Here is an 18,240-nt window from a genome sequence, read left to right as displayed (position 1 = left end):
GATAAGCTGGTGGTGCCTGTCTGTGGGGCTTAAATGGCGCCGTTTTCATGGTGCTGATGAAGATTTGATCAGTGGCATTTTCCCTTTGTACACAGAGACTTGACATGTTTTCGCGAAGCTGTAGTCGAGCTTTGCGTTTGTCCACGAGAGCTGTGGGTGATGTTGTTGATAACTTCTGTAAACCTTGTCGTAGCCCTTTGCCGGCGAGCGCTTCAGCGCTTTGGCGTTTTTTTGATCAGGCCGTTGTGGGCGCCGCGAAGGGGGCGGATTACGTGCGTTTGTCCAGTGTTTTTTCTGATGGTCAATCGCAGGGTGAAGATTATCCCCTGAATCTGTTGATGAGTCTGTGGGTAAGCTGGTGATGGCGCGCGCTGGCTCACGTTGGGTCAGTGTTTGCCCGCGCTGTGCGCTTAGTCTTCGGTCAACGCACCGAGCTGGGTGGAGCGCCCCAGCAACTGCAAGGCGCGATCCGGATAGTCGGTGATCAGGCCGTTGACGCCCATCTCCAACAGCGCGCGCATGCTGGGTTGCTCGTTGATCGTCCACAGATGTACCTGTAGGCCGCGCGCCTGTGCATTGCGAACCAGCCGAGGTGTGGCCAGGGCCAGGCCGCTGTGCTCAGGCGGTATCTGCAGCACTGGGTAGGAAGGCGACAGCAGGTCGCTCAGGCCCAGCCAGTTGAGCGCCAGCAGCAGGCGCACCGAAACCGGTCCGGCCGCGGTGGCGACCTCCGGACAGAGCTCCCTGAAGCGTTTGAGACTGCGTTCATGAAAGCTGCCGACAATGACCCGATCGAGTTGGTCATAAGCTGCCAACATCTCGCAGAGCACAGCTTCCATACCGACATCGGGCACCTTGATTTCGAGCGCCTTGGGGATCAATGGGAAGCGCTCGAACACCTCTTCCAGTGCGGCAATGCGCGTACCCTGACCACGGTAGGGATAGCTCTGACCGCCATCGGCCGTCCATTTGTAGCCGGCATCGAGCGCTTGCAGTTCGGCGAGGCTGAAGTGCGCGACCGGGCCTTGGCCATTGGTGGTGCGCTCCAGGGTGTCATCGTGGATCACCACCAGCTTGGCGTCCTGGCTCAGGTGCAGATCCATCTCCAGCATATCGACGCCGAGAGCGGTGGCGCGTTCGAAGGCGAACAGGGTGTTCTCCGGCCACAGCCCCTTGCCACCGCGATGGGCGATCACCAGAGGGCGCTCGCCGAGGTCTTCGAGCACTGCAGGCGTGCTCGACGGGCGGCTGGTCAGTGTGATCACCAGCACGACGACGCCGATCAGCAGCAGCGGGACGAGAAGAAATCTGGTGATGCGCAGCATGGGCCGGGTCTCGAAAGCGGTTCGGGACTTTGTGCCCCACTACAGAGGCATTGGCAAGCATTGCGGCTGAAGGGGCGCCGGGCCCATCGCAAGATCCGCAATGGGCAAGCCGGCACCGGTGCGCATGGCGCACCCTACGGCGGTAGGGTGAGCCGTTATTCGCTGCGGCTCTTCAGCTAGCCAGCAACCAGACACCGGTCGCTGCCGAGGCTGCACCGGCGATACGCACCAGCGGTGCCGCCGCTTGCGGCAGGAAGCGCACCAGGGCAAAGCCGATGGCGTGCAGCGCCGCGGTGGCGACGATGAAGCCGATGGCGTAACCGAAGGGGCTGACCAGATCAGGCAGTTCCAGGCCGTGGGCGACGCCGTGGGTGAGGGCGAAGAGCGCGGTCAGGGCAACGGATACCACCATGGGCAGGCGTGCAGCCACGGCTACCAGCAGGCCGAAGGCCAGAACCGAACCTGCGATGCCGGTCTCCATCAGCGGGATCTCTACACCGGCGAAGCCGAGGAGGCCGCCGACCAGCATGGTGCCAACGAAGGTCACTGGCAGCGCCCAGCGCGCCGCACCGCTCTGTTGCGCGGCCCACAGGCCGACGGCGAACATCGCCAGCAGGTGATCCAGGCCGAACACCGGGTGGGCGAGGCCGGCCATGAGCCCGGAGTCGCCGTGCCCGGGGTGAGCAAAGGCCAGCGCCGGGGTACAGAACAGGGCAACGGCGTAGAGGGTTTTGCGCAGATTCATGAGGTTCTCCTTGAGTGGAATCAGGCCGCTGTGAGCATGCCCTGGCGTTCGATGAAGGCGATGATCTCGTCGAGACCCTGGCCGACTTTCTGGTTGCTGAAGACGAAGGGCTTGTCGCCGCGCATCTTCAGCGTGTCGCGCTCCATGACCTCCAGCGAGGCGCCGACCATGGGCGCGAGGTCGACCTTGTTGATCACCAGCAGGTCGGATTTGCAGATGCCCGGGCCGCCCTTGCGAGGCAGCTTGTCGCCGGCCGATACGTCGATCACGTACAGGGTCAGGTCGGACAGTTCCGGGCTGAAGGTGGCGGAAAGGTTGTCCCCGCCGGATTCGACGATGATCAGGTCCAGGCCGGGGAAACGGCGGTTGAGTTGTTCGACGGCCTCCAGGTTGATCGAGGCGTCTTCGCGGATGGCGGTATGCGGGCAGCCGCCGGTTTCCACGCCGATGATGCGCTCGGGCTCCAGGGCCTCGTTGCGCACCAGGAACTGGGCGTCTTCCTGGGTATAGATGTCGTTGGTGACCACGGCGATGTTGTAGCGCTCGCGCAGGGCGCGGCACAGGGCCAGGGTCAGGGCGGTCTTGCCGGAACCGACCGGGCCGCCGATGCCGACACGCAGGGGTTGGCTGTTCATGTGCTGTTGTTCCTCGTCAGGAGCGGAAGAGACGTGAGTACTGGCGCTCGTGCGCCATGCTCGCCAGGGCCAGGCCGAAGGCGGCGCTGCCCCAGTGTTCAGGGGAAAGGGTGGCGGCTTGCTGCTGGGCGGCATCGAGCTGCGGTAGCAGGCAGCTGGTCAGGCGTTGGGCGGCCTGCTGACCCAGCGGCAACACCTTCATCAGCACGGCCAGCTGGTTTTCCAGCCAGCCCCAGAGCCAGGCGGCGAGAGCGTCGTCCGGGCTGATCTGCCAGGCGCGTGCGGCCAGGGCCCAGGCCAGTGCCAGGCCGGGTTCGTCCTGGGCTGCAAGTGCTTCACGCGCCGCCTCGTCCAGTTCGGGCAGGCCTTCGAGCAACTGCCGCAGCGAGTAACCCATCTGCCGGCTCTCCAGAGCCAGCTCGCGTGTCTCGCGGCTGGCGCGGTGCTGCTCGGCCAGTTGCTGCAGGCACGGCCAGTCGCCCTCGTCTGCGGCGCGGCAGTGAGCCAGTAGCAGCGGCGCCTCGAAGCGGGCGAGGTTGAGCGTCAGTTGATCGGCCAGCCAGCACTCGGCGCTTGCGGCATCCGTAATCAGGCCGCTGTCGATGGCCCATTCCAGGCCTTGCGAGTAGCTGTAGCCGCCAATCGGCAGCTGCGGGCTGGCCAGGCGCAACAATGCCCAGGCAGGTTTCATGACGTTGCCTTTGCCAGGCTCGATGGGGGCAGCGTCACTTGCGTACCCCGAATTGGTGCAGGCGTGGACCGTAGTTGAATTCTTCATCGCCGTGATGGGAATGGTGATGGCCGCCGCCGTAGGCGCCTTGCTCGGGCTGATAGGGCGCTTCGACGGCTTCGACCGTGGCACCGAGCTGTTCGAGCATGGCCTTGAGCACGTAGTCGTCAGGCAGGCGCAGCCAGCCGTCACCCAGTTGCAGGGCGACATGGCGGTTGCCCAGGTGGTAGGCGGCGCGCATCAGCTCGAAGGGGCTGGCGCAGGTCACGTGCAGCAGCGGCTCAGCCTTGGCTAGTACCTTGACGGTGCGCCCGTCCTTGGTCAGCAGACACTCACCATCGGCCAGCGCCGGTTGGCCGCGCTCAAGGAACAGGCCTACCTCCTCACCGCTAGTGGTGAAACAGCGCAGGCGGCTTTTACTGCGGGCTTCGAAGGTCAGTTCCAGTTCAGCGTCGCAGGCGCTCTGCGGCGCGATTCGGGAGTGGATCACCAGCATGCGTATCTATTCCGGGGCAATGTGCCCGGAAATAGTGCAAGTGGCTTGCCAAGGCTGGAGAGTGGCGCAAGGCGGGGCGTTCAAGCCTGTTGTGGATAACTTGGCGAGGCGGTCAGGTTTGATTTGGTGCGTTTTTGTCAGTGGTGATCGATTTTGGTGCGCTCTAGTCGGAGGGCTTGCCCAGGCCCAACCAGTGCTTGCCACCGACCATGATGAAGCGCAGCTGCTGAATGACCTTGGCTTCTGCGGTGAGGTGCGCCGGCAGGGTTTCAGCGGGTGGGTCGATCAGTTCGGGCAGGGTGGCGAATACGGTCTTCACCACCAGGTCCGACACCACGTCGCGCGCTGCATCGTCGAGGTGCGGCATACGGTTCATCAGCTTGAGGTCGGCGGCCAGGTCGCTGGTGATGCGTTCGCGCAGGGCCGCAACGGCCTGGCGCACCGGTTGTGAGCCACCGTACTGCTCGCGGGCGAGGAACAGAAACTGGGCGCGATTGGCGGCCACTTCGGCAAGGAAGATACGCACCGAGGCGTCGATCATGCCGCGCATTTCGAACTCGTGGCGACGCACCTGGCGGATCGCCGCACGGAAGGTTTCACCGACTTCCGCCACCAGCGCCAGACCCAGTTCGTCCATGTCAGCGAAATGGCGGTAGAAACCGGTGGGCACGATACCAGCGACGCGGGTGACCTCGCGCAGGCTCAGGCTGCCAAAGCCGCGCCCGCTTTCCATCAGCGTGAGGGCGGCAGCCATCAGGGCCTGGCGGGTCTGCTGCTTTTGTTCGGCGCGTGGCGTCATGCGAGATCGGGGTCGTTGAGCGATGCCGCACTCTAACAAATGCGCGACGCCAGCGTCGAACCGAGCCTGCATAGTTCGGTGAGCGACTGTTGACTGAAATGCGGGCTATCTGTCAGCCTTGTGCACAAGTGTTCACTGGAATTCTTCGATGGCTTTACTTTCTCTCTCAGGGGCGCGGTGGCTGGCGGCTTACCTACAGCCTCTGCGTCAGCTTTGTGCGAACGGCTGGCTGCGTGAAGCGGATGTCGATCTGTGCCTGCGTCAGTTGCACGCGGCGCTGCGCCTCAATCGTGTGTTCGCTCAGGTCGAGGCGCGCCGCTGGGTCGCCGACGACATGCTGGCACTGCAACTGCGCTGCAATGGCAATGCGCGTGACTGGCGAGCTGGGCAGCATGTCCAGCTGTATCTGGAGCAGGACGGCGTGCGTCACGGACGCAGTTACAGCCTGTCTTCGGTAGCAGCCGGCGGGCGCATCGAGATTGCGATCAAACGTCAGCCGGGCGGGCGCCTGTCCAATTTGCTGCTTGATCACCTGGAGGTGGGTGAGGTGATCGAGTTGGGCCAGGCATTCGGTGAATTCGCCTGGCCGCAGGAGCACAACGCCGTGTTGTTGCTGGCGGCTGGCAGCGGCATCACCCCGTTGCTCGGCCTGCTGCGTGACGCTCTCTCGCGTGGCTTCGCTGCGCCAGTGACGTTGCTGCATCAGGTTCGTCATCAGGGGCAACAGGCTTTTGCCGCAGAGCTGCAGGCATTGTCGGCACGTCATGCCAACTTCCAGGTGCAGCGGGTTTTCAGTGGCGAGGGTGATCGCCTGTCGGCCGAACGGCTGGCCGCGTTGCCGGGGGATCATCTGCGGGTTTGTGGCCCGCGTGGTTTCGTCGAGCAGGCGTGTGGTTGGTGGCATGCCGCCGGACGCGGCAGCAGCGTGCAATCGGAAAGCTTCAGTCCGCTTCCGATGCTGGCCGAAACGGAGGCTGGCGAGGTCCGCTTGAGCTTCGCCCGGAGCCGGCAGCAGGTCTCCGGCAGCAGCAACGCGAGTCTGCTGGAGCAGGCCGAAGCTGCCGGGCTGCGCCCGGCTCATGGCTGCCGTCAGGGCATCTGTACCAGTTGTACCTGTTTGCTGCTGGCCGGCACGGTGCGTGATCTGCGTAGCGGTGAGCTGTTCGCCGAGCCGGGGCAGCCCGTCCGTCTATGTGTCAGCGCCCCGCATGGGGATGTGGAGATCGACCTGTGAGCAATCGTCCTGATCGTGAGTTGACCCCCGCCGAGCTCGAAGCCTTCGGCCAGGAGCTGGATGTCTTGCGCCAGCGCACGCTGGCCGACCTTGGCGAAAGCGATGCTCGCTATATCCGCCGTGTGCGTGGTGTGGTGCGACTGTGCTGCTGGAGCGGCCGCGCGCTGCTGATGTTCGGTTGGTTCCCGCCGACCTGGCTGCTCGGCACATTCTTGCTGGGCCTTGGCAAGATCCTCGAGAACATGGAGCTGGGCCACAACGTGATGCACGGCCAGTACGACTGGATGAACGACCCGGAATTCGCCGGGCGTCAGTATGAATGGGACATCGTCGGCCCCGCTGACTTCTGGCGGCACACCCATAACCACGTGCATCACACCTACACCAACGTGCTGGGCATGGACGATGACGTCGGCTACGGCGTGGTGCGGCTGTTCCCGGAGCAGCGTTGGAAGCCTTTCTACCGCTGGCAGCCCCTGTGGGTGACGATACAGGCGCTGCTGTTCCAGTACGCGGTGGCGATCCAGCACCTGCGCCTGGACAAGCTGGTCAAGGGGCGTATCAGCAGGGACGAAGTGAAGCCGCTGGCCCGTCAGTTCGGCGCCAAGCTGGCGCGGCAGTGGGGCAAGGACTATCTGGCGTTTCCGCTGCTGGCCTTGCTGCTCGGTGCCAATGTCATGGCCGTGCTGACCGGCAATCTGGTGGCCAATCTGCTGCGCAATCTATGGACCTTTCTGGTGATCTTCTGCGGCCATTTCACTGAAAGGGCGGCGGTCTTTGCGCCCGAAATATTGCAAGGGGAGACGCGCGGGCACTGGTATCTGCGGCAACTGCGCGGCTCGAGCAACCTGTCCGGTGGGCCGCTGCTGCATATTCTGACCGGCAACCTCAGCCATCAGATCGAGCATCACCTGTTCCCGGATCTGCCTGCGCGGCGCTATGCCGAGCTGGCGCGGGAGGTGCGCCGGATCGCCGAGCGTTATGGCCAGCATTATAACTGCGGCACCTTGTGGGGGCAGTTTTCGACTGTGCTGCGACGTATCTGGATCTACCGCTTGCCCTCTGCTGGGATGGCGTGACTCGCTGCGTGCCAGTGCTCGCTCGCCTATAAATCGCGGGCATGAAAAAGCCCGGCTTGTGCCGGGCTTGGGGTCTTGCGATAGCACTTAGGCAGTGCGTCCACGTTGCTCGATCAGGCGATCAGAGCCGCCTTCGGCCAGCTGTACACGCTGTGCGCCAGGAGTACGTTCGTAGCCACCTTCGGCCAACTGAACGCGTTGGGCACCAGGGGTACGCTCATAGCCGCCTTCTACCAGCTGGATACGCTGGCTGCCGGGAGTGCGGTCAGAGCCGTCTTCAGCCAGCTGGATGCGCTGTGCGCCAGGGGTACGTTCATATCCACCTTCTACCAGCTGAATGCGCTGGCTGCCGGGAGTACGGTCGTAACCATCTTCGGCCAGTTGAATGCGTTGAGCGCCCGGAGTGCGTTCGGAGCCGTTCTCGGCCAGCGGTGCGACGAGTTGTTGTTGGACCTGGCTGTCCTTGGCTTCACCCACCAGAGGGAAGGGCGCGCTGCTCGGAGCGGCGAATACGCTGGTGGTGATCAGACTAAGGGCCAGAGTGGCGAGGGTCAGTTGAGCTTTCATGTCGATGTCTCCTTAGGGAGTAATAAGTGGCTTCGGAATCAATTCTTAAGGACATGAGCGCAGATAAGAACTTGACTGGCCTGATAGTGAACATCGACCCCCTCAATACTTGATCGAGAGGCTCTATCTCGTGGCTTGTGGCCGGGTGAGAAGCGTGGCGGCGAATATTTGGTGAAGCATCGCGCTGGATGCCGGGCACGCGTATGCTTGGCGCCCTTTGCGGGTCGTGCTCGATCCGTACTCTTTTGCAGTTCCCTGGAGGCAGGCTCAGCAATGCTCGCGGCACAGGCAATTTTGCCGATCTTCGCTCTGATCGTTCTCGGCTATCTGCTCGGCTGGCGCCAGTGGCTCACCAGCGAGTCGGCGGCCGGTCTGGCCAACATCACCTTCAAGCTGTTCATGCCGACGCTGCTGTTCGCCGGCATCGCCAAGGCATCGCTGGCCGAAGGTCTGTCACCGATGTTGTTGTTGGCCTATTACCTGCCGGTACTGCTGATGTTCGTCATGGTCAACGCGTTGGCGCATTGGCGTCGTGGTACGGCAACGCCGCTGGGATTGGTAGCGGCGTTCTCCAACAACGTGCTGGTGGGCATCCCGCTGATCGCCAGCCTGATGGGTAACGACGGCCTGCTCTACGTGTTCGCCATTCTGGTGTTTCACAGTCTCACGCTGTTTTCCCTGCACAGCTTTTACGCTGCCTTTGGCAGCCAGGAGCGCGTCGACGGCCGTGCACTTCTGAAGAACCTGGCCAACCCGATGATCATCGGTCTGGGATTGGGGGCGCTACTCAACCTGTCCGGACTGCAGGTGCCGGAAAGCCTGTGGCGTGCAGTCACCTGGCTGGGCCAGGCTGCGTTGCCCTGCGCGCTGATCGTGCTCGGCGCCAGCTTGTCGCGCTATCGTTTGCGCCCGACCGGCGAGGCCTGGGGCGTGGCATTGGCCAAGCTGCTGCTTTTCCCTGCGCTGGTGTGGTGGCTCAGCGGCCAGCTATCTGGCCTCAACGAGACCGCGCGCAGCGTGTTGGTGCTGCTTGCTGCTTGTCCCAGCGGGGTCAACGTGATGGCGTTTGCCCGTACGGCCGAAGACAGCCGTAGCGTCAGCGCGGCGATTTCCCTGTCCACACTATTGGCGGCGATTTCCCTGCCGCTGTGGATGCTGCTGGTCGGGTTCTGATTGTTCTGTCTGGCGATTCCCTCTTCCGGGCGATAGGCGCGTTCGCAGTGGCCGACTAGCATCGTGCTTCCGCTGCGTTCAGGACTGCCCAGATGAAACGTCTCGCCCGTGTGCTGCTCGGCCTGTTGCTGGTATTCGGGCTGACTCTCGCCGCTTTCGTCGCCCTCAACTGGGCGCCGGACCGTCCTCTGGACGAGCTCAAGGCTCGCTGGGCGCCATCGCCGTCGCAGTTCGTCGACATCTATGGAATGTCGGTGCACCTTCGTGATCAGGGGCGACGCGATGACCCCGAGCCTATCCTGCTGCTGCACGGCACGTCGGCCAGCCTGCACACCTGGGAAGGTTGGGTGAAGGAACTGGCCCCACGGCGCCGGGTGATCAGTGTGGATCTGCCCGGCTTCGGCCTCACCGGGCCATTCGCCGATGGCAATTACCACGTCGAGCACTACACGGCGTTTCTCCTCGCCCTGCTCGATCATCTACGGGTGAACGGTGTCGTGCTGGTCGGCAACAGTTTCGGTGGCCAGTTGGCCTGGCGCTTTGCCCTGGCCCATCCCGAACGTAGTGCACGCCTGGTGCTGGTGGACGCGGCTGGCTATCCGCGCAACGCCGAGTCTGTACCGATAGGCTTTCGCCTGGCAGGCATCCCGGCCTTGGCGCCGCTGATGAGCCGCTTGTTGCCGCGGAGCATGATCGAGTCGAGCGTGCGCAACGTTTATGGCGATCCGGACAAAGTCGACGATGAACTGGTCGAGCGCTACTACCAACTGACGTTGCGCGAAGGGAACCGCCAGGCCTTGCGCCAGCGCTTCGCTCAGGCCCCCAGCGGCGAGCTGCACGAGCGTATCGGCGAACTGCAATTGCCTACGTTGATCATCTGGGGCGCGCGTGACCGGCTGATTCCTCCGGACAATGCCGAGCGCTTCGCCGCTGACATCGAGGGCAGCCAACTGGTGCTGTTCGATGACCTTGGTCATGTGCCCCAAGAAGAGGACGCACAGCGCACCGTTGCAGTGCTGGTTGCCTTTTTGCTGCGCTGAGGCTCAAGCACGGTACTTTCCAAGTGCTTGATTTTGTTTGGTGAACGGTTTGTCGCTAATGGCTGGCGCGTTTCCTGCTATGGCTCGGCGGGGCGGTTGGCTTTGGCGAATCTTCGTCTAGGCTGACGGGATAACGAACAAAAACAGCAGGAAACTGCATGCGCAAGGGCATTAGAGCTTTCGTCCGGGTCGTGGACGCATTCAACCTGAGGGTCGGGCGCTTCGCCATGTACCTGATCTTCGCCATGCTGGCGGTGCTCCTGTACTCCTCCATCAGCAAGACTTTCTTCACGCCATCGATCTGGACTCTGGAAAGCGCCCAATTCCTCATGGTCGCCTATTTCCTGCTCGGCGGTGCCTACTCGATGCAGCTCGACGCCCATGTGCGCATGGACCTGGCCTACAGCAACTGGTCGCCACGCACCCGAGCGGTGGTCGATGCGATCACCGTGTTCATGCTGATCTTCTACCTGGTGATGCTGCTGATCGGTGGCATTTCCTCCACCGAGTACGCCATCGAATACAAGGAGACCAGCTACTCGGCGTGGTCGCCCTACATGGCTCCCATCAAGATCATCATGTGCCTGGGCATTGTCATGATGCTGCTGCAGGCGATCGCCACCTTCTTCAAGGATCTGTACGCGGCCCGTGGGGAGACGCTCTGATGAGCTACGAGCTGATCGCAATGCTGATGTTCTCCTCGATGATGCTGTTGCTGCTGACCGGTAAGCGAGTCTTCGGCGCCATCGGCTTCGTCGCTGCGGCTGCTGCATTGCTGTTGTGGGGTGATGGCGGCTCGGAGATGGCCTTCAGTGCAGCCATGAAGCTGATGAAGTGGTACCCGCTGCTGACCCTGCCGATGTTCGTGTTCATGGGTTACATGCTCTCCGAGTCGGGCATCGCCGAAGACCTCTACAAGATGTTCCATGTGTGGATGGGTCCGCTGCCGGGCGGCCTGGCCATCGGCACCATCTTTCTCATGGTGGCGATCTCGGCGATGAACGGCCTGAGCGTGGCCGGCATGGCCATCGGCGCCAGCATCGCCTTGCCCGAGCTGCTCAGGCGTGGCTACGATAAGATCATGATCACCGGAGTGATTCAGGCGGGCAGTTCGCTGGGGATTCTGATTCCACCCAGTGTGGTGCTGGTGCTCTACGGCATGATCGCGCGCCAGCCGGTGGGCCAGCTGTGGCTGGCCGGGGCGATTCCCGGACTGATGATGGCCGGCATGTTCATGCTCTACATCGCCATTCGCTGCCGCCTGCAACCGCAGCTCGGCCCAGCGCTGTCACAGGCCGAGCGCGAGCAGATCAGCATGCAGGAGAAGCTGCGCCTGCTCAGTGCCGGGCTGGTACCGGTGTTCATCTTCCTGTCGATGACCGGGCTGTTCCTGATGGGCTACACCAGCCTGGTGGAAAGCTCGGCGGTCGGCGCAGCGGCAGCGACGCTAGCGGCGCTGTTCAAGGGGCGCTTGAGTGGCAAGGTGATGGAGGAGACGCTGCGCAAGACCCTGGCCATCAGTTGCATGTTCATGTGGATCATTCTCGCCGCGTTGTGCTTCGGCGCGGTGTTCGATGGCCTCGGCGCGGTCAGGGCCATCGAAGGTTTCTTCGTCGACAGCCTGCACCTGGGGCCGTGGCAGATTCTCATCCTGATGCAGATCTCCTTCATCGTGATGGGCATGTTCCTCGACGACACCGCCATGCTGGTGATCGTCGCGCCGCTCTACATCCCGCTGGTCGGTGCACTGGGCTTCGATCTGATCTGGTACGGCGTGCTCTACACCATCACCTGCCAGATCGCCTACATGACCCCGCCATTCGGCTACAACCTGTTCCTCATGCGCGCGATGGCGCCTCCCGAGGTGAGTCTGCGCGACATCTACGTCTCGGTCATCCCCTTCGTCATCATCATGGTGTTGGCGTTGACTCTGGTGATGGTCTTCCCACAGCTGGCGCTGTGGTTGCCGCAACTGCATTACGGCGGCTGATCAACGGAAATCGGCGCGTGCGCGCCAACAGTCGAGCCGGTTCGTCCGGCCACTGGTAAGGCCGTCAGCTCTGGCGGCATTGAGCGGTTGTATTGCATTGGCATCGACACTATGGAGAGACCAGCATGAGTACGAGACGCGATTTCCTAAAAACCGCCGCAGTCGGCACCGCGGCCCTGGGTTCGGCGCATATCTACGCCGCCGAGCCAAAGAAAATCACCTGGCGATTGCAAACCTACGCCGGCGCGGCGCTGGCCGAGCACGTGATCAAACCCTCGATCGACGCCTTCAACAAGGCTGCCAATGGCCAGATGGAGATCCAGTTGTATTTCGCCGATCAGCTTGTGCCGACCGGCGAGCTGTTTCGCGCCATGCAGCGCGGCACCATCGATGCGGTGCAGAGTGATGACGATTCGATTGCCGCGCCTGTGGACGTCTCGGTATTCGGTGGTTACTTCCCCTTCGCCACCCGCTACAGTCTCGATGTGCCGGTATTGTTCGAGCAGTACGGGCTCAACGAGATCTGGGCCGAGGCCTATGGCGAGGTCAAGGGCGTAACCTGGCTCGGCGCTGGTGCCTGGGACCCTTGCCACTTCGCCACCGTACAGCCAATCAGAAAGCTCGATGATCTCAAGGGCAAGCGCATCTTCACCTTCCCCACCGCCGGTAAATTCCTTTCGCGCTTCGGTGTGATCCCGGTGACTCTGCCTTGGGAGGACGTCGAGGTGGCGATCCAGACCGGCGAGCTGGACGGCATCGCCTGGTCCGGTATCACCGAGGACTACACCGTCGGTTGGGCCAACGTCACCAAGTACTTCCTGACCAACAACATCTCCGGCGCCTGGTGTGGCTCCTACTTCGCCAACTCGGACAAATGGGCCGAGGTGCCGGAGCATCTCAAGACCCTGTTCAAGCTGTGCATGGACAGCTCCAACTACTACCGCCAGCACTGGTACTGGGGCGGCGAGGCGCAACTTCGCGTCGAAGGCGGTAAGCTGGAGCTGACCTCAATACCCGCCGAAGAATGGGCCACGGTTGAAGCCGAGGCGCAGAAATTCTGGGACGAAATCGCCAAGACCAGCCCGCGCTGCGCCAAGGTGGTGGACATCTTCAAGAAGTACAACGCTCTGATGGCCAAGGCTGGAGCACCTTATCGCGGTTGAGGTCTCCCCCACGACTGCCCGCCCAACGCTCAGCGATGGGGCGGGCAGCGCTGGAGATTCTCTCGGGCCAGGTCTGTGAATGCCTTGAGCGAGGCAGACGGATTGCTCCGATTGGGGTAGTACAGGCACAGGTCATCTCTGGGTGGCGTCCAGTTCTGCAGCACTCGCAGCAGGTTTCCAGCGTCGATCTCCGCTTGGACCTCCTGCTCCAGAAAAAGCCCGAGCGCCACGTTCGCCTGCACGATGGCCTTGGCTACGCTCGGCTCATCCACTGTGAACTGACCCTCGACATCAACCCTGAGCACTTCACCCGCATGTTCGAAGTACCAGGGATAGATGGCGCCGTTGGGCAGCCGGATGCGTAGGCATTCATGCTGTTTCAGATCGGCAGGTGTTTGCGGCATGCCGTGTTCGGCGAAGTACTTGGCTGTGCCCACCACGGCATAACGCTGTGTCTGGCCGAGTGAGATGGCGATCATGTCACCTGGTATCAGGCTGGATGCGCGCACGCCCAGATCGAAGCCTTCCGCGACGATGTCCATCAGTCGTTCCTCCGTCACCAGATCGATCTGCACGCGCGGGTAACGGGCGGCAAACTCCAGGACCAGCGGCATGAGTGCTGTACGTGCCGCGCTGGCAAATGCGTTGATTCTGATCACGCCAGCAGGTTCGGCGTTGTGCGAGCGAACCGTTTCCAGTGCGCCGCGTAGAGCTTGCAGCGTAGGCCCTACCTGCTCCAGATAACGTCGACCTGACTCTGTCAGCGACACGCTGCGCGTGGTGCGATTGAACAGACGCGTCTGCAGCGTCATCTCCAGCTTGGCGATAGTGCTGCTCAGCGCGGTAGTGGAAACATTCAGGTCGATAGCTGCCCGCCGAAACGAGGCACGGCGGGCCACGGCCAGGACGGCCTCCAGCTCATGAAGGGTAAGGCGTGAATCGGACATCGAATAGTCCTGCTATGCGGGATAGGCCATCAGCATTTGTCCCAATTGAGCAGATTGTCTCGCGAGAGGCAAGATCGCAGCTCTGCAAGACCGACAACTGTGAGAGGACCTAGCGTATGAACCTGCAATTGCCGAGTGTCGTTCAAGCCTACTTCGAGATCACCAACGGCGATGACATTTCACGTATGACGGCGTGTTTCCATGCGGACGCCAGCGTGATCGATGAAAACCGCTGCCATAAGGGGATCGAGGCCATCGAGTCCTGGCAGCAGGCTGCGCGGAAGGCATTCACTTACCGGGTGGAGCCCATCGAGTCGTTTGCCAAGGAGGATCAACTCAGCGTCACGGCAATGGTGAGCGGTGACTTTCCCGGTAGTCCGATACCACTCAAGCATGTCTTTCGTTTGCGTGACGGGCGGATCAGCTCACTGGAGATTGCGCCATGATGAACCTTGAGTTTGCTGGTAAGCGTGTCCTGGTGACCGGTGGGACCAAAGGTGTGGGACTCGCAGTGGTTCGTCTTTTCCAGGCGGAGGGCGCGCAGGTGCTGACCTCTGCGCGACAGGCCGACAGCGCCGTACCGCCAGATATGTTCGTTCAGGCGGATCTTTGTACCCCAGACGGTTCCGCGGCGCTGGTGGCGGCGACCGAGCAGCGCCTGGGTGGCGTCGACATTCTCGTGCACGTCCTGGGTGGCTCGTCCGCTCCTGGGGGAGGGTTTGCCGCGCTGGATGACGAGCAGTGGCAGCGCGAGCTCGATCTGAACCTGTTCCCTGCGGTTCGCCTCGACCGTGCAATGCTTCCGGGCATGCTGCAGCGTGCAGCGGGCGTGATCATCCATGTGACATCTATTCAAAGCCGCTTGCCGCTGCCCGAGGCGACCACTGCGTACGCTGCAGCCAAAGCGGCGCTTTCGACTTACAGCAAGAGCCTGTCGAAAGAGGTTTCGCCCAAAGGCGTGCGCGTCGTGAGGGTTGCCCCTGGCTGGATCGAAACCGAGGCATCGGTCGCCTTGGCCAAGCGATTGGCAGAGGAGGCGGGCACCGATTATGACGGAGGCAAGCGCATCATCATGGATGCGCTGGGAGGTATTCCGCTCGGTCGCCCTTCGACGCCGTCGGAAGTCGCTGAACTCATCGCTTTCCTGGCGTCACCTCGGGCGGCCTCCATCACCGGTAGTGAATTCCTGATCGACGGCGGTACGGTGCCGACAGCTTAGTGCGTCGCGGTGGATAGCCTTCGGTTGTCCACCGCCTTGATCGTCATCACCTATTTTTCTGCCCCGCTCCCTGCCATCCCGGCAATCCTGTACCACACTCTATGAGCCTGAAACGGACGCTGTCACAAGCGTCGTGCTGCGTTCGTGCGTCGTCGGCCTTGCCTGGCCGGTCATGAATGCCCAGCTCTTCGCTTAACCCGCCCGCGATAACAACAAGACACAGGGGTTAGCATGTTCAAACCACGGGATGTAAAGACCCTGGGCGATGCCCGGCGCATCGTCGAGGAGCGTGGCCTGAGCCACGTCAAGGTTGGCCTGTTCGATAACGATGGGGTGATGCGCGGCAAATACATGAGCCGCAGCAAGTTCTTCTCCGCTCTCGAGCACGGCTTTGCTTTCTGCGATGTGGTGCTCGGCTGGGACGTCAAGGATCAGCTCTACGACAATGCCCAGTACACCGGTTGGCACAGCGGCTACCCGGACGCGCCGGTGCGCATCCTGCCGCACACCTGCCGTGAAATTCCCTTCGAGAACGGCATGCTGCTGTTTCTCGCCGAATTCGACCAGCAGGCCGAGGCGGTGTGCCCACGCGGCACGCTGCGTCGGGTCATCCAGCGCTGCCAGGACATGGGCTTCGAGCCCTTTGCTGCGCTGGAGTACGAGTTCTTCATGTTCGATGAAACTCCGGACTCGGCGCGGGCCAAAGGCTTTCGCGATCTCAAGCCGTTCACCCCGGACTGGTTTGGCTACTCGATGATCCGCAACTCGGTGCATGCCGAGCTCTATCACCAGATTCTCGAAATGGGTGAGGCGATGGATTTCCCCATCGAAGGCCTGCACACCGAAACCGGCCCGGGTGTGCTCGAGGCAGCCATTGCCTACGACCATGCCGAAGCCGCAGCGGACAAGGGCGCGCTGTTCAAGACCTTCATGAAGGTACTGGCCCAGCGCAACGGGCTGATGGCCACCTTCATGGCCAAGTGGTCGGGCAAGTACCCAGGGCAGAGCGGCCATATCCATGTGTCGTTGCGTGACCGCAAGACGGACAAGTCGGCGTTCTACGACCCCAGCCAGGCGCACAACATGAGCAAGCTGCAGCGGCATTTTCTCGCCGGGCAGCAGCGTCTGATGCCGGAATTCCTGTGCATGGTGGCGCCGACCCTGAACAGCTATCGCCGCCTTATTCCCGGTTTCTGGGCGCCCACCGACGCCACCTGGGGTGTGGAGAACCGCACCGCAGCGCTGCGGGTAATTCCCGGTAGCGACAAGTCGCAGCGCCAGGAGTATCGCCTTGGCGCTGCCGACGGTAATCCGTTCCTGGCGTTGTCGGTGGCCATCGGCTCGGGCCTTTACGGCGTCATGCAGGAGTGGGAACCAACCGATCCTGTCAGCGGCAATGCCTATGCGGTCAAGCACCCCGAGGAGCTGGCGCTGCCGCGCACCCTGTGGGACGCCGCGCAACGGCTGAAGGGATCGCAGGCCGCCCGAGAGATGTTCGGCGATGCCTTCGTCGAGCATTTCGCCGCCAGCCGTGAATGGGAAGAGCGCGAGTACCGTCGCCATGTCAGCGATTGGGAGCTGGATCGCTACTTCGAAATCATCTGATTCCACCGTCCGTAGCCCGGATGCAATCCGGGGCGGTTTCTTCGAGTGTCCTGGATTACATCCGGGCTACGCGGGCAAGATTTCTGGAGCACCTTATGAGCAAGCTGCAATGTATTTCCCCCATCGACGGCTCGGTCTACGTCGAGCGTCATCTGGCGTCCAATCCTGAGGTATTGGTGGCGTTGGCCAAGGCTGAGCTGGCGCAGCAAACCTGGAAACAGACGCCACTGCGCGAACGTATCGCCATCGGCCGGCGTGCCATCGAAGCCTTCGCTGCCCGTGAGGCGCAACTGGCCGAAGAGCTGTGCTGGATGATGGGCCGGCCAATCCGTTACGCCGCTGGCGAGATACGTGGCTTCGTCGAGCGTGCCAGCCATATGGCGGATATCGCCGAGGGCTCGCTGGCCGACATCCGCCTGCCGGAAAAGGCCGGCTTCACCCGTTTCATTCGCCGTGAGCCATTGGGCCTCGCGTTGATCATCGCGCCCTGGAACTACCCCTATCTGACCGCCGTCAACGCGGTGATGCCGGCGCTGTTAGCAGGCAATGTGGTGTTGCTCAAGCACTCGGCGCAGACGCCGCTGTGCGCCGAACGCATGGTCGAAGCCTTCGCCGAAGCTGGCCTGCCCGAAGGCGTGTTTCAATATCTGCACCTGAGCCACGGCGAGACCGAAGCGCTGATTCGCTCACCCAGTATCGACCACGTTGCCTTCACCGGTTCGGTGCCCGGCGGAGCCATGGTCGAGCGTGCTGCTGCCGGGCGCTTCATCAGTGTTGGGCTCGAATTGGGTGGCAAGGACCCGGCCTACGTCCGCGCCGACGCCGATCTGCAGCACGCGGTGGAAACTGCCATCGACGGCGCCTTTTTCAACTCCGGGCAGTCGTGCTGCGGCATCGAGCGCATCTACGTGCACGCGTCATTGTTCGATGAGTTCGTCGAGCGCGCGGTGGCGCTGGTGCGCCAGTACAAGTTGGGGCGTTCGGATGATCCGGAGACCACCCTGGGGCCGCTGGTGCGCAGCGACGCCGCCGACTTCGTCCGCGCCCAGATCGCCGAGGCAGTCGAGCAGGGTGCCAGGGCACATATCGACCCAGCCGAATTTCCCCTGGATGCGCCGGGCACGCCCTACCTGGCGCCGCAGGTGCTGACCAACGTCAATCATGAAATGCGCGTGATGACCGAGGAATCCTTCGGCCCTGTGGTGGGCATTCAGAAGGTCGCCAGCGACGAGGAAGCGCTGGCGCTGATGAACGACAGCGAGTTCGGCCTGACCGCAGCCATCTTCAGTCGCGACGTCGACGCCGCCATGGCTTTGGCTGATCGGGTCGAGGCCGGCACGGTGTTTCTCAACCGCTGCGACTACCTCGACCCCGGCCTGGCCTGGACCGGGGTGAAGCACTCCGGGCGCGGCTGCACCCTCTCAAGGGTCGGCTACGAACAACTGACCCGGCCAAAATCCTTCCACTTCAAGACTCAGCTGTGAGGCGCGCGC

Annotated in this window: 19 protein-coding genes; 11 read left to right on the top strand and 8 right to left on the bottom strand. The window is 62.5% G+C overall.

Features of this window, described 5'->3' with window-relative positions:
- Positions 1 to 410 precede the first annotated feature (410 nt).
- From RTH74_RS05165 to RTH74_RS05140, 6 genes are all read right to left on the bottom strand, one after another.
- Positions 411 to 1,325: a glycerophosphodiester phosphodiesterase gene (locus tag RTH74_RS05165; protein WP_316913966.1), complete on the bottom strand. Its 915-nt coding sequence runs from the start codon at positions 1,323 to 1,325 to the stop codon at positions 411 to 413.
- Between the two features lie 172 nt (positions 1,326 to 1,497).
- The gene (locus RTH74_RS05160) at positions 1,498 to 2,070 is read right to left on the bottom strand and encodes a HupE/UreJ family protein (RefSeq protein ID WP_316913965.1); all 573 of its coding nucleotides are present in this window, start codon (positions 2,068 to 2,070) and stop codon (positions 1,498 to 1,500) included.
- Between the two features lie 20 nt (positions 2,071 to 2,090).
- The gene (gene ureG / locus RTH74_RS05155) at positions 2,091 to 2,705 is read right to left on the bottom strand and encodes an urease accessory protein UreG (protein WP_013713893.1); all 615 of its coding nucleotides are present in this window, start codon (positions 2,703 to 2,705) and stop codon (positions 2,091 to 2,093) included.
- Positions 2,706 to 2,721: 16 nt separating this feature from the next.
- A complete protein-coding gene (locus RTH74_RS05150; RefSeq protein WP_316913964.1) occupies positions 2,722 to 3,396 on the bottom strand; it encodes an urease accessory UreF family protein in 675 nt (224 codons plus the stop codon).
- 34 nt (positions 3,397 to 3,430) lie between these two features.
- Positions 3,431 to 3,931 carry an urease accessory protein UreE gene (gene ureE / locus RTH74_RS05145; RefSeq protein WP_316913963.1) on the bottom strand — a complete coding sequence of 167 codons (501 nt, stop codon included), beginning with the start codon at positions 3,929 to 3,931 and terminating at the stop codon, positions 3,431 to 3,433.
- A 163-nt stretch (positions 3,932 to 4,094) separates the two neighbouring features.
- Positions 4,095 to 4,730: a TetR family transcriptional regulator gene (locus RTH74_RS05140; protein WP_106732536.1), complete on the bottom strand. Its 636-nt coding sequence runs from the start codon at positions 4,728 to 4,730 to the stop codon at positions 4,095 to 4,097.
- Between the two features lie 148 nt (positions 4,731 to 4,878).
- Between RTH74_RS05140 and RTH74_RS05135 the strand changes: the two genes are divergently transcribed.
- Together RTH74_RS05135 and RTH74_RS05130 are read left to right on the top strand one after the other, a co-directional pair.
- Entirely contained in the window at positions 4,879 to 5,964 is a 1,086-nt protein-coding gene (locus tag RTH74_RS05135) for a ferredoxin reductase (protein WP_316913962.1), read from the top strand.
- Complete coding sequence (locus RTH74_RS05130) at positions 5,922 to 7,043, top strand: fatty acid desaturase (RefSeq protein WP_316913961.1); 1,122 nt, start codon at positions 5,922 to 5,924, stop codon at positions 7,041 to 7,043. Before RTH74_RS05135 ends, RTH74_RS05130 begins: the two co-directional genes overlap by 43 nt.
- A gap of 87 nt (positions 7,044 to 7,130) precedes the next feature.
- On the opposite strand, the gene RTH74_RS05125 is transcribed toward RTH74_RS05130, so the two are convergent.
- A complete protein-coding gene (locus RTH74_RS05125) occupies positions 7,131 to 7,610 on the bottom strand; it encodes a hypothetical protein (RefSeq protein ID WP_316913960.1) in 480 nt (159 codons plus the stop codon).
- A gap of 273 nt (positions 7,611 to 7,883) precedes the next feature.
- On the opposite strand from RTH74_RS05125, the gene RTH74_RS05120 reads away from it, so the two are divergent.
- From RTH74_RS05120 to RTH74_RS05100, 5 genes are all read left to right on the top strand, one after another.
- Complete coding sequence (locus RTH74_RS05120; protein WP_316913959.1) at positions 7,884 to 8,783, top strand: AEC family transporter; 900 nt, start codon at positions 7,884 to 7,886, stop codon at positions 8,781 to 8,783.
- A 92-nt stretch (positions 8,784 to 8,875) separates the two neighbouring features.
- Complete coding sequence (locus tag RTH74_RS05115) at positions 8,876 to 9,823, top strand: alpha/beta fold hydrolase (RefSeq protein WP_257597670.1); 948 nt, start codon at positions 8,876 to 8,878, stop codon at positions 9,821 to 9,823.
- A 158-nt stretch (positions 9,824 to 9,981) separates the two neighbouring features.
- Positions 9,982 to 10,488, top strand: coding sequence for a TRAP transporter small permease subunit (locus RTH74_RS05110; RefSeq protein ID WP_099522674.1), 507 nt, complete (start codon positions 9,982 to 9,984; stop codon positions 10,486 to 10,488).
- Entirely contained in the window at positions 10,488 to 11,813 is a 1,326-nt protein-coding gene (locus RTH74_RS05105) for a TRAP transporter large permease (protein ID WP_106732542.1), read from the top strand. Before RTH74_RS05110 ends, RTH74_RS05105 begins: the two co-directional genes overlap by 1 nt.
- A gap of 125 nt (positions 11,814 to 11,938) precedes the next feature.
- Positions 11,939 to 12,976, top strand: a complete 1,038-nt coding sequence (locus tag RTH74_RS05100) for a TRAP transporter substrate-binding protein (RefSeq protein ID WP_037005790.1) — start codon at positions 11,939 to 11,941, stop codon at positions 12,974 to 12,976.
- A 29-nt stretch (positions 12,977 to 13,005) separates the two neighbouring features.
- Here RTH74_RS05100 and RTH74_RS05095 read toward each other — a convergent pair whose 3' ends face one another.
- Positions 13,006 to 13,923: a LysR substrate-binding domain-containing protein gene (locus RTH74_RS05095; RefSeq protein WP_316913958.1), complete on the bottom strand. Its 918-nt coding sequence runs from the start codon at positions 13,921 to 13,923 to the stop codon at positions 13,006 to 13,008.
- Between the two features lie 116 nt (positions 13,924 to 14,039).
- On the opposite strand from RTH74_RS05095, the gene RTH74_RS05090 reads away from it, so the two are divergent.
- The 4 genes from RTH74_RS05090 to RTH74_RS05075 all read left to right on the top strand — a co-directional run bounded on the left by RTH74_RS05090 (position 14,040) and on the right by RTH74_RS05075 (position 18,231).
- Positions 14,040 to 14,369 carry a nuclear transport factor 2 family protein gene (locus RTH74_RS05090; protein ID WP_316913957.1) on the top strand — a complete coding sequence of 110 codons (330 nt, stop codon included), beginning with the start codon at positions 14,040 to 14,042 and terminating at the stop codon, positions 14,367 to 14,369.
- Entirely contained in the window at positions 14,366 to 15,142 is a 777-nt protein-coding gene (locus tag RTH74_RS05085; protein WP_316913956.1) for an SDR family oxidoreductase, read from the top strand. The genes RTH74_RS05090 and RTH74_RS05085 overlap by 4 nt, the downstream gene beginning before the upstream one ends.
- Before the next feature lie 231 nt (positions 15,143 to 15,373).
- Positions 15,374 to 16,747: a glutamine synthetase family protein gene (locus RTH74_RS05080; protein ID WP_099522669.1), complete on the top strand. Its 1,374-nt coding sequence runs from the start codon at positions 15,374 to 15,376 to the stop codon at positions 16,745 to 16,747.
- A 95-nt stretch (positions 16,748 to 16,842) separates the two neighbouring features.
- Positions 16,843 to 18,231, top strand: coding sequence for an aldehyde dehydrogenase family protein (locus tag RTH74_RS05075; protein WP_316913955.1), 1,389 nt, complete (start codon positions 16,843 to 16,845; stop codon positions 18,229 to 18,231).
- Positions 18,232 to 18,240: the final 9 nt, after the last annotated feature.

The organism is Pseudomonas sp. zfem001, assembly GCF_032621725.1.
In the GTDB taxonomy this organism is placed as follows: Bacteria; Pseudomonadota; Gammaproteobacteria; order Pseudomonadales; family Pseudomonadaceae; genus Aquipseudomonas; species Aquipseudomonas sediminis.
This window is presented reverse-complemented; position numbering and strand designations above follow the sequence as displayed.